The following is a 12,004-nucleotide window of genomic DNA, read 5'->3' as shown; positions in this document are numbered from 1 at the left end:
GGCGTTTGGTTGTTTGGCCGGGTGGGGCCCGTGCACCCCGAACCTACCACCCGCGCGCCGGTGTGGGCCCGGCTGTTTTGATTACGCCGTAATCACTCCAGCCGTGCCGCAGCCGCCCCTCACTCCCTGCTTGCCAGCACGGGCTCCCGGGGCACGTCCTCACGGATTCCCTCGCCGGGGACGTGCGGGAGGCCGTTGTCCGACTCCAGGAGATAGGCCGTCCTGACGCTGCGCTTCTCCCGCCACAGGTGGAATATCGCGAGCCCAAGGATGGCCGTTCCGACGAGGTTGGCGACGAAGTGCCACCACACCCGGTACGTCGACAGCGCCACCCCCGGTTCGATCGCACCGAACCAGGTGGACAGACCGATGGCCCGGCTGGCGCCCAGCGCCACGGAGACGGTCAGCACGAGGTGCTCCACACCGTGGATGCCCTGCATCCACACACCCATCCTGGCCCACTTCCGGGACTTCAGCTCACCGCTGACCCGCCGCGTGATCTGCACGATGCCGACCAGGCCGGCCAGGAAGATGAGGTTGCCGATGAGGTGGAGCAGTTCCATGCCGAGCGCCGGCTTGGACGTGTCGACCTGACCCATCCCCTGGGCGAAACTGTTCGCCCAGGGAGTCATCCAGGCCGGGGAGTACGGGTTGGCGATCCAGTAGGCAGCCTGCGCCACGTGCTCCTGGAAGTGGCCGATCTGCCCGACGACTCCCAGACCGATCAACCCCACCGCCGTCCGGTACAACCAGGGCCGCACCGGACCCCGGTTCGCATAGGCGAGTACGGCGACCGCCGCCCACATCGCCACGGCCCATCCGGTGAAGAAGAGGGCACCCGCGGTGTCCACGGCGGACACGGGGTCACTCATCTCGTGCATTCCAGGCGTTCCGGGCTTGTGATCCATGTGATCCACAGGTGCTCCTTCAGCGACTCCGGACAGGTGTGGCACGGCTGGCGGTGCCGACCAGAACGCTAGAAATCCACGCCGTACGTTCACCACTTCGAACATGCGGGCTTTCTCGAAGTCGCTCTTGCACGGTGAAAACAGACAGAGGACCGGCTGAGCTCGCTTCGCGTGCGGGCCCGTGGGGCGGTGCGGGCAGTGGACAGCACCAACGGGGCCGAGTCCCGGGTGGTTGCTCCCGTGACGTTTCAAGACAACAAGCGTGGTTGAGCGGTGTGGGTGGTGCAGGTGCTTCCACCCGTCGACTGTCATGCCACTCGCCCATGGGGTTGGCGTTCGGTGGTGCCGGTCAGGGATGGGCAGCGGACCGGGCTGATGAGGGACAGACGCCAGGACCGTTCGTGGGTGCGTGCCTCTTTAGTAAGAGGCACGCTGAACTTTAACCCTCTGACCTGCGGTTTCACCGAACCCATGTTGTCCTGGGGAGCACATTCGGGGTCGCGGAATGTCAACCTGGCGGACACGTTTGGGGTGGAAACTCAAGCTGTGGTTGATTCTTCCGGGAGCCTCGGAGGGATGACGATGTCGCAGGTCAGCGACGTGGACCTGCCTCCGGGAGTGCGGCCGGGAAGCGGGTCGACTCGAACGGAATGTGCTGCCATCGGGACACGGAAAATCAAGCAATGCTTGACTCTCTGCGCAAACCGGCCGAAAAAATCAAGCTGTGTTTGACTTTTCGGCGGCAGGAACGGGGGGAGCCGTTCAAGGGCCCTCGCGCAGTGGGTCGTTGGCGCAAAAAACAACCACCGCTTGATATTTGGGCTAGTGTCTGGAACGCCTGAGTATCAAGGGAGGTCCTGTGACACCTGATCCGCCGGCACGACCGAGACCACGCGTCGTCGCTGACGTTCCATCGGGCGACGAGGGCTTCGAGGACCTTCTCCAGGTCCTCGGAGAACAACTGGGAGAAGCGACGCAGAGCGCCGACCCTCGTGGCCGCCGCAAGCTCAAGAACGTCACCTTCGAGTACGAGCCCGACCACACGGCCGTCCACGACATGGCCGGTGACGCCGGCTACAGCCTGGCCTCGAACTGGTTCACCCAGCTCCTGGCCCAGCTCGCCGTAGCCAACTCCATCACCAAATCCCAGCTGTGCGTCTTCCTCTACGTCGCCGGCGGCCAGCAGCACGGCACCGGCGTCACCCCGTACACACAGCAGGAGATCACCGACGGCCTCAACAAGCTCGCAGCCCAGAAGAACGGCAAACGCATCACCCGCTCCACGGTCAACCGCGCGATCAAGGCCCTGGTCGGCTACCGGTGGATCGAACAGCTCGGCAACGGCATGATCCAGTTGAACGTCCGCCTGTGGTTCCAAGGCAACAGCACCGCCCAGCACGCCGTCCTGGAACAGATCGCCGTCCAGCACGACCGCGACCCAGAAGCCTTCCCCAACGGGATCGGCCCGGATCCCCAACAGGAAGAACAGGACCTCGACCTCACCCAGCACCCGCCCTACGACATGGGGCGACGCACCGGGTGATACACATCCACCTGACGCTGCGCCGCCCGGCAGGAAGAAGGGAAACCGATGGCTGAAGTCATGTCACCGGTCGTGTCCGAACGCATCTGGGCCCTGCCCGTCTCCGGAGCCACCGTGAAGTTCCTCCAGTACCTGCTCTACCGCTCCGACTTCGGCGGGCATCTTCCCGTACGGCAGAAGGACATGGCCCGTGAGTACCGCGTCACCCCACAGGCCGTCAGCAACCTCATCGCCCCTCTGTGCGAGCTGAACATCGTCCTGCGCCCCAAGAACGAGGAAGGCAGCCGAGGCAAGGGCAACTCCTACCGCCTCCACCCCCTGGCAGCGAAGTACGCCAGCTCCCAGGACATGGAGGCCTCCTTCCGTGCCGCGATCTCGAACATCAAAGCCGGCGAGCTGCCCAACCTGAAACTTCCCGCCTACGCCGCCGTCCCGCCCACGGCGGACGGCCGTCCGAACCTCCAGGTCGCCTGAGCACAAAAAACCGGGGCCCCACCGACGTATCGGTGGGGCCCCGGTGCCTGAGCAAGAGATGGTTGCCCGCACTATACCCGGCAGGGGCTACAGCATGTCGGCGACGGGCAGCTGAGCCAGAGCCTCGACGAGCTGACGTACGGTCACCGAGCCGGTCTCCGGCAGACCGGCCTCCAGCCAGGCCTGGCGGGCGGACTCCTTGTCACCCTCGGCCGCCGCCAGCACGTTCTCCTTCGCGCTGTGCTCGTGCACGGGATCGGTGTCCTGTCCGTAGTCGGCCAGGTGGACGACGGTGCGGACCTGCAGCTTGGCGTTGGAGGCCATCTGCTCGTTGAGGCGGTACACACGCAGCCGGTGCCCCACCAGCGCCCGAGCACGCTCGATCATCGCCCGGCCCGCGTCCGTATCCCCACGGTCGGTGCGCAGACGCTCCAGCTCACCGGAGGTGTTACGGACGACCAGGAGCCCGCGGGTACTCGTCGACTCGATGCGGACGGAGAGCAGGGTTGCCGTGAACTGCTTCGCGGCGTCCAGGCGCTGGAGGTCCTGCCCCACCGTGTCGGCGAGGGTGTAGAGGTGGACGGCCCGGGCCCGGACCTGCTCGGTCCAGGCTGCCTCCTCCCCAGGCGGACAGGGGCCGACGGCACGAGCGGCGGCGAGGGTCAGTTCGAGGTCACGAGGGTTCACCGACCCATTCTCCCCGTGCGGGAAGCCAACTCCTCAGGGCCCTTGAAAACCGGGAAGCGTGGCTGAGACCGGACGGGGTTGCTGGAGACACACGCGCGCCTGACCGTTCGGCCACCTGCACCGTTGTGGCTGACTTTCGGTGGTGCAGGCTCCATCGAGGCAGAGAGTGCTGCAGGTCCGGATCGAAACGACTGCATGAGCGGACGAAGCCCCCTGGTGTCGAACAGACGACTGGCGAGATCGGCCAGGGAAGGCCCGAGCAAGACACGGACCCGCACTTATAGAGAATAGAGAGGATTGCGTTTCCGCAGGTCAGAGCATGTGCTGGAGCCTCAGAACATGACTCCCACGTCAAGTTGGGCATGCTCAACTTGCGTCCCAGGTCAAGTTGCCCCGTATTCATTGCGACTTGGATGCGCAATCTCGCGACGGGTTTCGGAGCCTTCGCGAACATGTCTCCGAAGTCATGTTCGACATGCTCAACGCGCAGATGTGTCGCCTCGTTGCTATCTATATGCGCAATCACTACTGTGCTCCGCGTCTAGGTTTCGATCTTGAGGAGTACGCAGCGACATGCCCGCACAACCTCAAGGGAGCCCCCGCCGGGTTCCCGGTTCGTCCCCGCCTCGTGCACCGAGCGCCAGCAGTCCGTACGCGGGCACGCTCGGTCCCAGGAAGAACCTCGTCGAGTTGCCCGTCGGCCACACGGCAGAGGTCAGACCCCTGGTCACCGCCGGCGACTTCGTCGGCAAGTACTTCGCCCAGGACAGCCTGGAGTTCCTGCGCTGGGCTGCCAGATACTTCCGCACCGACAACGTGACCCTGTGCGTGCTGCTCTACATGATGGGAAGCCAGGAAGTAGGAGGAGCCGTCGAGCTCAGGCAGACCGAGATCGCCGCCGAGCTGGACATGAACCCTGCCCAGGTGTCACGGGCACAGGCCAAGCTGAAGAGGCTGGGGCTCGCCTACTCGCCGAAGAAGGGGTCGATCCAGCTGCAGCCCGCGGTAACCCTTCGCGGCGGCTACCGACTGATCGAGAAGCCTGTTCGCGGGTCGGCGGCCAAGAGCGTCAAGGTCCAGGTGGAACAGCTGAGCCTGCTCAACGAGCTCGTGCTCGACCCCGGCGTTCCGGAAGAGTTCAGGAACATGGCCCTTCCAGGTGCGAAACTACCCAGACCGTCATCGAGGACGCGCAAGCGTACGGAGAAGAAGCCGGAGGAGCGAGGATGAGGACTGCAGCGTCTGCGAACCCGGAGCCGCCGGAGCTGACATACGGCACCTTCAACGGCTTCGCCTACATGCCCGCGATGCCGGGGATCGCCTACCGAGTGCTTTTCCGGCTCCTGGGGACCCAGGAGCCGGGAGGGCGCTGCCTGGTCACCGAAGAGGAGCTGGCCGAAGCCCTGGACGTACACCGCTCCATGGTGGGGCGGGGCCTGCAGGCCCTGATCCTCGCCAAGCTGGTGTTCCGCCAGGCCAAGGGCATCTATCTCCTCAACCCGATGATCAGTGGCGCGCGCAGCGTCACCGAGCACCTGGAGGCCATCGGCACGCTCGACCCCGCGGACCGTCTCGACGTCGACGACTACCAGGAGCGATACGAGGCCTCCGTCGCCCAGGCCGAGCAGGAGAAGAAGGAGAAGCGTCTGGGCCGCAGGAGTTCCCCCGGCCGCCCGAAGCCGACGAAGACGGTCCCCGAGGAAACCGCGGAGGTACTGAGCCTCTCGACGGCCCGCGACCGCTCACGGCGGAGGCCACCCCGCCCGTGACACGACCGGCACAACAGTGAGGCCCCCGCCGAAGCGGGGGCCTCACTGTGTCTAGGTTTCGGAAGACAGCTTACCTTCTCGCTCACACTGGCACCACGGAAGACCTTGGCGAGGGCATCGTGTTTGTACTCGGAGGTTGCTCGTCTTCGGTGATTCACATTCTGTGAATCACTTCCGAGCAGGCAGACTGTTTCTCATGGCAGGTCGCGTCCGGAAGTCCCCTCCCCCAACAAAGCCGCTGGTCAAGGCTGCTGCTCGAGTCGGGAAGATAGATGCCGTGGCAGTCGTCGGTGACCTTCGTCGGCTCCATGAGGAGGCCGAGGACCCGAGCGTCGAACGCATGGCGGTCGATGACGAGGTCTTCGGCGCGCTTCTGTACGCCGAAAAGCACGCCGCTGCCCTCCGCAGGCTTCCGTCCGAGAAGCAGAAGGCAGCTGCTCTCAAGCGTGTCCAGCTCTGGGAGTACCTGCGTGAGCGCGCTGAGATCCATCAGGCTCGAGCCGTCGCCGACGCGCGTGCCGCTGGAGCCGAATGGATCGAACTGGCACCTGCGCTCGCAGTGAAGGCTGCCAGCGCGGCCTACAACAAGGCCAAGCGACTTCAGGCCGCGGTGCTGGCGGACGACACGGCGCATCCAGAGCCCGTCCGCCGCACCCCTGAGGCGGTCGTCGCAGTCGAACGGCGTCTTGCCCGCCGCCGCGAAGCCGAGCAACGAGCTCAGGAAGCCGCCCGCCACCGGCACCGTCTCCTGGTGCCGGTGGCACAGCGGCTCCTGGACCACAGAGACGGTCTCGTCCTGGACGAGGACGCCGAGTACTGGCTGAACGAAGTCGCGGAAGTCCTCCCCCACTGCGGTACGCCCACTCAGATGGTCGGTCTCGACCGCTACTTGAATGCCGCGGTCCGTGCTCTGAGCAAGCTGGAACAACGCACCGCCTGCCCAGTGACAACCGATGACGAGGCGCGTTCGGCGTTGTCCGCAGCGGTCGAGTGCCTGGCCCGGTAACCACAGCGGCTACGCACCCCTCACGCTCGGCCAGTGGACACGTTTCACGGCGGCCGCCGGCCGGCCGGTCCCGCAGGCGCCGGCGGGCCACCCGGTCATCGGGCTCATCTGGGAGGCGGCGACGGCCTACTGCCACTGGCTCGGGGAACGGCTCGGCCTCGATGTGCGGCTGCCCACGGAGGACGAGTGGGAGCGCGCCGCACGCGGTGACGACGACCGGGAGTTCCCGTGGGGCGAGGAGTACCGCACCGGCCTGGCCAACCTGGTGGACCTCGGTATCGGCACCACGACCCCGGTCGGCTCGTTCCCCGAGGGAGCCGGCCCCTTCGGGGTGCTGGACATGGCGGGCAACGCCGACGAGTGGACCTCCACCCTCTACGCCCCCTACCCGGGCGCGCCCGCCGCGGTACCGGCCACCGAGGACTGGGCCTTCGACCGGCACATCACCCGGGGCGGCTCGTTCCGCCACGACCGGGACCTGGCCCGCTGCGCCCGCCGGCACGGCGCCTACGAGCCGGACCTCGAAGCGATCGGCGTGGGCTTCCGCCTGGCGGCACCGGCCGTGTAGAGCCGGGCATCGTGCCGGCGCCGCATGACGGACGATCCCCACCGGGTCCGCGGACCCTCGGCCGTACCGGCCTGTGCGCATTCCGAGGGACACCGACACGTGATCCTGGCCGGGAAGAGGCCACGGAGGATGTACGGCGGGGCAGGCGGGTGATTACGCCGTAATCACCCGCGCCAGGGGAGCGGTGTCAGCATCTGGAGAGGGCGAGTGGCAAGTGCCTGGCGCCGTATCAGGCACCGTTCGCCCTGTTGGGATCGTGACTGGGTGGCACCGTGTCGGCCAGTGAGCGCGCGATTTGATCGTGACCGCGCTTCCGACGCCGCGCCGGACTGCGCAACCTCGAATCCGGCGTCGCCGTCGGCCACAACCGGCGGATTTGGTCGGCCTGAGCGTTCGTGATCCTGCTGTGCCCGCTCGGGCAGTCCTGGCGGGATCCGGTTCCGGTGCGCTCAGCTGCGCACAGGCAGCTGTCGAGCAAAGCGGCGGACGGCGTCGGTGAAGGCATCCGGATCGTCGAAGTTCGCGAGATGTCCTGCCCGCGGGATCAGTTCGACGCGGGCGTTCGGATGCGCGCGGGCGAAGTCCATCTCGCCGGACCGGAAGAGAGTGTCCTTCTCGCCGTTCAGGATGAGTACGGGAGCGGCCACATGGCGCATCGCTTCCGCGTCGAAGCGGCCCAGCACCTCGCCCCAGGCGGCCGGCAGGGTGTGGAAGGCATAGCCGGAGCGGATGGTCGCCTCCACCACCTCGGGCGGATAGAGCCGGCGCAGCAACCGGTCGTTCCACCGGGTCAGCCGGTCCGCCGGTATACGAGGGACGAGCCCGGCGACCCACCGATACGGCGTTGCCCACGGGCCACGGGTCGAGGCGCTGGCCCCGGCAAGGACCAGCCCTCGCAGTCGCCCGGGGTGGTGCCGCGCGAACTCCAGCGAGGCGTATCCGCCGAGCGAGTGCCCGACGACCAGAGCCGGCCCGCGGTCGAGCGAGTCCACCGCGGAGGCGATGATCTCCGTCGCCGCGTTCAGGCTCCAGGGTTGAGCCGAGCGGGCGCCGTGGCCTGGTAGGTCAACGGCGGCTACCGGGAAGTCCTCTTGGAGTGCGGCCAGCTGTGGACTCCACTGTCCCGCGCTGAACCGCGTTCCGTGTACGAGGATGATGGGCGGTGCACCCGCTGCCGTCATGAGTCCCCCAGATCAGCACTCTCCTCGGACCGACTCTACCGGCGAGCCGTCCCGGCGCTGAGACGCGGAGATGCCGACCGGCGGGGCTGCTCACTCCTGGAAGAGATCCGCGTGTCCCGGCAGGCCGGTGGACGACCGCGCATCCGGCCCGGCCACGTCGGCGGCGATGAGGCGTACTCGCCCCTCGGTTGTCGGCGCGTACCTGCCGCTGTCGGTGATTACGCCGTAATCACCGGTGGGTCCGTGCCTGGTTGGCGTGCTGGGTGATTACGCCGTAATCACCCAGGCGGCCATGGGCACACATCAACTTGGTCTAACTAACGTGTCGATGTGTTAATCGATCATGAACGTTAGTATGGTGTCTCGCATGAGTTCGCCAGCCACCTCCAGCGACCGCGAGAAGGTCGTCTCCAAACTGCCGGGATGGCTCCGGCAGAACCTCAAAGTCAGAGCCGCTCAGCGCGGCATCGAGATCCAGGCCGCCGTGGAAGAAGGCATCAGCGCCTGGTGTGATCTGGCCTCCGCCACCGCGGCGGTCGACACAGCCGGCGCCGACTCCTTCGCCACCTTCCTGCCCCCCGGCCAGTGGGAAGGGTTCCGGCGGATCGCCGCCGATCGACGCGTCTCACTCATCCAGGGCCTCGCCCAGTCCGTCCAGTTGTGGCTCGAGACCCACCCGGCCCCGGACATCGAGCGGCCCTCCATCACGCGTCGGATCGTCGTCTGCAACCAGAAAGGCGGAGTCGGCAAGACCGCGATCACCGCAGGTCTGGGCGAGGCCTTGGCAGAGGACCCCGACACCCTGCAGCCCGTCCGCGTCGCCAAAGCCCTCACCAAAGCACTGCGCGCCAGCGAAGTTCACCCCGACGAAGCCGAGCCGGACGACGATCCACTCGACATCGAGAACCTCCCCGGCCCCGGAATGCGCGTGCTCCTCGTCGACTTCGACCCGCAGTGCCACCTCACCAACCAGCTCGGTGCCGCACCCCTGCCCATGAACGGCGACAGCCTCACCAACCACATGGCAGGTGACCCCAAGGGCGACCTGGGCGACCTCATCGTCTCCATCGACGACGACACCTTCAACGGCCGACTCCACCTGCTGCCCGCCTGCAATGACGCGTTCCTGCTCGACGTGCGCCTCTCCGCCGTGCGCGCCCGGGAAGCCGCACTCGAGCGAGCCCTCGCCCCGCTCGAAGCTGATTACGACGTAATCATCGTCGACTGCCCGCCCAGCCTCGGGCTGAGCATGGACGCCGCCGCCTACTACGGCCGCCGTCGCGACGGAGAAACGCCCGGACAGTCCGGCGCCCTGATCGTCGTCCAGGCAGAAGACAGCTCGGCCGACGCGTACGAACTGCTCACCACGCAGATCGACGACCTCCGCGGTGACCTTCAGGTCGACATCGACTACCTCGGCATCGTCGTCAATCTGTACGACTCCCGTCGCGGTTACATTGCCACCTCGTCCCTCCAGGGATGGGTGGACATAAAGGATCCACGGGTCGTCGGCCTCATCGGAGACCTCAAGGAACAGAAAGAAGCCGTCCGGGTGAAGGAACCCCTGTTGTCCTACGCACCCAAATCACAGCAGGCAGTCGGCATGCGTGCGCTCGCCAGGGAGGTCTTGTGAGCAAGGCCGATCAACTCGGTGCCGGCCGATTCGGTGGGGGAGTACGTCCCGTCAGCGCACGCCGCCAGGCTGTCGCTGCCGCGACCGGCGTGCCCACCGAAGGCGTCGCCCCACCGGCGGAACTCCCTGTCGAACGCATCAGCCCCAATCCGGACAACCCCCGCTCCACCCTCGGAGACCTCACCGACCTTGCCGGCAGCCTGAGGACCCACGGCCAGAAACAGGCGATCACGGTCATGAACCGCGACGCCTACGTCAAAGCCAACCCGGACCGTGAAGTCGACCTCGAACCGGACACCACCCACGTCGTCATCGACGGCAGCAGCCGCCTCGCCGCCGCACGCGAAGCCGGCCTCACCACCGTCAAGGTGATGGTCAGCGACGACCAGGGCACCACCTCGGAGGAACTCCTCGAGTCCGCCCTCGTCGCCAACATCCACCGGCAGGACCTCGAAGAACTCGACGAAGCCCGCGCTCTCCAACGGCTCCTGGCCATCCACGGAAGCCAGAGAGCCCTCGCCAAGCGCCTCCACCGCTCCCAGGGCTGGGTGTCACAGCGTCTCGCCCTGCTCAACCTCGTCCCCGAGCTGCAGGCACGCATCGGCGAGGAACCCATCGATCTGCTGCGAGCTGTCGGCAACAAACCGGCAGACCAACAGAAGGCGGCTCTGCAGGAGCTGAAGGCCGAAAGAGCACGAAAGGAAGAGGAGGTACGCACCTTCGCGGAGCACAGGACGCAGTCGGTACCCGGCACGCCCGCAAGCTCGGAAGGCAGCCCCTCCGGTGATTACGGCGTAATCACCGACACCGTGGGCGGCGGAGAACCACACGACCACAAAGCAGCCGAACCGTCCCCGGCACCGGAGGAACCCGTCACCACAGGGAAACCCGCGGCCTCCGTACCGACGGCCATGGAGCACGAATCGCCCGCCAGGGAAACGGAGAAGGACACACCATCCGTTCCCGTGCAGGCCGCTGCTCCCGCGACGGCGACCGGTGCGGGAGAACAGCCGAAGCGGTTCCCCTACCAGGACGGCGTGTACGCGGCGCAGCACCTGATCCACAAGATGCCGCCCGAGGAGTTCGACAAGATGCTGGACCTCCTCATCAAGCACAGAGAGAGCCACACCGTCCACACCGGCTGAACCCTGTCCCGGCCCATGGCCGACCTGACCGAGCAGCCACCGCAACCCGGGGCCGGCCCCTCCTTCGAGGGACCGGCCCCAGCCGTTCTCCACCCGCGGCGGAAGGGGGAGCCACGCGGCTATTCCTCCGTGAGGACATCGGGGCCGGGCCGGTAGCCGCATCCGAAGAACGCGAACTCCTTGGGAGCGACGCGGACTTCGGTGCGGTCCCAGTAGTAGACACCGTTCTGCTCACCTTCGTAGGCGAAGGTCTCGCCCGCCGCGATGGTGAAGAACTGGTCCTCGCCCGTCTCGCCGAAGAACCCCCACTCCGGTACCCACTCGGGGGCGAGTTGCATCTCGGGCACCTTCCCGTCGGCGAACCAGCGCTGCTGGAGCTGGACGCGTACGTCGTACGAAGAGGTGTTGCGGACCTTCACCGAGTACGTGGCCGAGGTGGGGTCGTCATCGGCGTCCGGCCGCTCGATCGTGGCCGTCGCCTTCAGGGTGGAGACGGCCGGGCAGTCCTCGTCCTGTTCGGTCGCCACCGGCTCGCTGTACACGTCGTCGGTCACTGCGGCGATCTGGTCCGGGCAGTAGAAGGTGACCGCCTCCACGATGAAGGCGGCCTGGTCGATCGGGTCGGCGAACGGCAGCCCTACGGTGTCGGGGACGTCGTTCATGCCGGTCCCGGCGATGAACGCGTCGCAGACAGCTCCCGCGTCCCTGATCACGGCCTTGCGGAAATCCGAGATGTTGTATCCGCCGTCGGAGGACGACATGGCTTCGTACTCCGTGGCGCCGGGCCACGCGGTGAACTGGCCGACGTCGCCGACGAACGCCACGTCGCGTGCGGCTGCGGAGCTGAACTCCGGGACGGGTACGTAAGGCGGTCCGGAGGTGGGGTCCTCCGTGCTCTCCTCGGCTCGGGGCCCGGCGGACGTGCCGTCCCCTGTGTCGAACGCGTGCGCCGTCCCGGTCGCAGACGAGGCGCTCTTCGCGCCGGCCTCGGCACCGTTTGAGCCGCAACCGCTGATGATCACGGTGGCGGCGGCGCACAGCAACGCGGTGGCAGCGCGGTGGGCGATGCAGTGCTTCACGTGCGGGTTTT

At 66.9% G+C, this 12,004-nt stretch carries 12 protein-coding genes and 1 pseudogene; 8 read left to right on the top strand and 5 right to left on the bottom strand.

The window, feature by feature from the left end; translation table 11 throughout:
- Window positions 1–119: 119 nt before the first annotated feature.
- Window positions 120–872: a DUF6008 family protein gene (locus ACFV5H_RS15420; protein ID WP_385046320.1), complete on the bottom strand. Its 753-nt coding sequence runs from the start codon at window positions 870–872 to the stop codon at window positions 120–122.
- A gap of 895 nt (window positions 873–1,767) precedes the next feature.
- Between ACFV5H_RS15420 and ACFV5H_RS15415 the strand changes: the two genes are divergently transcribed.
- Both ACFV5H_RS15415 and ACFV5H_RS15410 read left to right on the top strand, forming a co-directional pair.
- Entirely contained in the window at window positions 1,768–2,451 is a 684-nt protein-coding gene (locus ACFV5H_RS15415) for a hypothetical protein (RefSeq protein ID WP_385046317.1), read from the top strand.
- A 48-nt stretch (window positions 2,452–2,499) separates the two neighbouring features.
- Window positions 2,500–2,925 (top strand): hypothetical protein, encoded by a 426-nt coding sequence (locus tag ACFV5H_RS15410; RefSeq protein WP_385046314.1) that lies wholly within the window; start codon window positions 2,500–2,502, stop codon window positions 2,923–2,925.
- Window positions 2,926–3,012: 87 nt separating this feature from the next.
- Here the strand turns inward: ACFV5H_RS15410 and ACFV5H_RS15405 are convergent, their stop codons facing one another.
- The gene (locus tag ACFV5H_RS15405; protein WP_385195087.1) at window positions 3,013–3,612 is read right to left on the bottom strand and encodes a hypothetical protein; all 600 of its coding nucleotides are present in this window, start codon (window positions 3,610–3,612) and stop codon (window positions 3,013–3,015) included.
- Between the two features lie 573 nt (window positions 3,613–4,185).
- Between ACFV5H_RS15405 and ACFV5H_RS15400 the strand changes: the two genes are divergently transcribed.
- Both ACFV5H_RS15400 and ACFV5H_RS15395 read left to right on the top strand, forming a co-directional pair.
- A complete protein-coding gene (locus ACFV5H_RS15400) occupies window positions 4,186–4,842 on the top strand; it encodes a hypothetical protein (protein ID WP_385195084.1) in 657 nt (218 codons plus the stop codon).
- On the top strand, window positions 4,839–5,381 hold the full coding sequence (locus ACFV5H_RS15395) for a hypothetical protein (protein ID WP_385046305.1): 543 nt from the start codon (window positions 4,839–4,841) through the stop codon (window positions 5,379–5,381). Before ACFV5H_RS15400 ends, ACFV5H_RS15395 begins: the two co-directional genes overlap by 4 nt.
- A 154-nt stretch (window positions 5,382–5,535) precedes the next feature.
- Here ACFV5H_RS15395 and ACFV5H_RS15390 read toward each other — a convergent pair whose 3' ends face one another.
- Window positions 5,536–6,309, bottom strand: coding sequence for a hypothetical protein (locus ACFV5H_RS15390; protein WP_385195081.1), 774 nt, complete (start codon window positions 6,307–6,309; stop codon window positions 5,536–5,538).
- Window positions 6,310–6,334: 25 nt separating this feature from the next.
- Between ACFV5H_RS15390 and ACFV5H_RS15385 the strand changes: the two genes are divergently transcribed.
- Window positions 6,335–6,955: a formylglycine-generating enzyme family protein gene (locus ACFV5H_RS15385; protein WP_385195078.1), complete on the top strand. Its 621-nt coding sequence runs from the start codon at window positions 6,335–6,337 to the stop codon at window positions 6,953–6,955.
- 449 nt (window positions 6,956–7,404) lie between these two features.
- Here the strand turns inward: ACFV5H_RS15385 and ACFV5H_RS15380 are convergent, their stop codons facing one another.
- The gene (locus tag ACFV5H_RS15380) at window positions 7,405–8,136 is read right to left on the bottom strand and encodes an alpha/beta fold hydrolase (protein ID WP_385195075.1); all 732 of its coding nucleotides are present in this window, start codon (window positions 8,134–8,136) and stop codon (window positions 7,405–7,407) included.
- A 66-nt stretch (window positions 8,137–8,202) separates the two neighbouring features.
- Between ACFV5H_RS15380 and ACFV5H_RS15375 the strand changes: the two are divergent.
- The 3 genes and pseudogenes from ACFV5H_RS15375 to ACFV5H_RS15365 all read left to right on the top strand — a co-directional run.
- Window positions 8,203–8,334: pseudogene (locus ACFV5H_RS15375) on the top strand (IS5/IS1182 family transposase); the annotation flags it as partial.
- 169 nt (window positions 8,335–8,503) lie between these two features.
- Window positions 8,504–9,769, top strand: coding sequence for a ParA family protein (locus ACFV5H_RS15370; RefSeq protein ID WP_385195073.1), 1,266 nt, complete (start codon window positions 8,504–8,506; stop codon window positions 9,767–9,769).
- Between the two features lie 89 nt (window positions 9,770–9,858).
- Complete coding sequence (locus ACFV5H_RS15365) at window positions 9,859–10,914, top strand: ParB/RepB/Spo0J family partition protein (RefSeq protein WP_385195070.1); 1,056 nt, start codon at window positions 9,859–9,861, stop codon at window positions 10,912–10,914.
- A 119-nt stretch (window positions 10,915–11,033) separates the two neighbouring features.
- On the opposite strand, the gene ACFV5H_RS15360 is transcribed toward ACFV5H_RS15365, so the two are convergent.
- A complete protein-coding gene (locus ACFV5H_RS15360; protein WP_385195068.1) occupies window positions 11,034–11,993 on the bottom strand; it encodes a DUF732 domain-containing protein in 960 nt (319 codons plus the stop codon).
- Window positions 11,994–12,004 lie beyond the last annotated feature (11 nt).

Source organism: Streptomyces sp. NPDC059787 (assembly GCF_042732315.1).
Classification (GTDB): domain Bacteria; phylum Actinomycetota; class Actinomycetes; order Streptomycetales; family Streptomycetaceae; genus Streptomyces; species Streptomyces atrovirens.
The sequence above is the reverse complement of the archived record's forward strand: the minus strand, read 5'-3'. Positions and strand labels throughout refer to the sequence as shown.

What these genes read in the sequence shown, in the direction of transcription:
- ACFV5H_RS15370 (WP_385195073.1), top strand. Translation starts at nt 8,504, where the DNA reads ATGAGTTCGCCAGCCACCTCCAGCGACCGCGAGAAGGTCGTCTCCAAA.
- ACFV5H_RS15385 (WP_385195078.1), top strand. Translation starts at nt 6,335, where the DNA reads ATGACGAGGCGCGTTCGGCGTTGTCCGCAGCGGTCGAGTGCCTGGCCC.
- ACFV5H_RS15395 (WP_385046305.1), top strand. Translation starts at nt 4,839, where the DNA reads ATGAGGACTGCAGCGTCTGCGAACCCGGAGCCGCCGGAGCTGACATAC.
- ACFV5H_RS15420 (WP_385046320.1), bottom strand. Translation starts at nt 872, where the DNA reads ATGAGTGACCCCGTGTCCGCCGTGGACACCGCGGGTGCCCTCTTCTTC.
- ACFV5H_RS15380 (WP_385195075.1), bottom strand. Translation starts at nt 8,136, where the DNA reads ATGACGGCAGCGGGTGCACCGCCCATCATCCTCGTACACGGAACGCGG.
- ACFV5H_RS15400 (WP_385195084.1), top strand. Translation starts at nt 4,186, where the DNA reads ATGCCCGCACAACCTCAAGGGAGCCCCCGCCGGGTTCCCGGTTCGTCC.
- ACFV5H_RS15410 (WP_385046314.1), top strand. Translation starts at nt 2,500, where the DNA reads ATGGCTGAAGTCATGTCACCGGTCGTGTCCGAACGCATCTGGGCCCTG.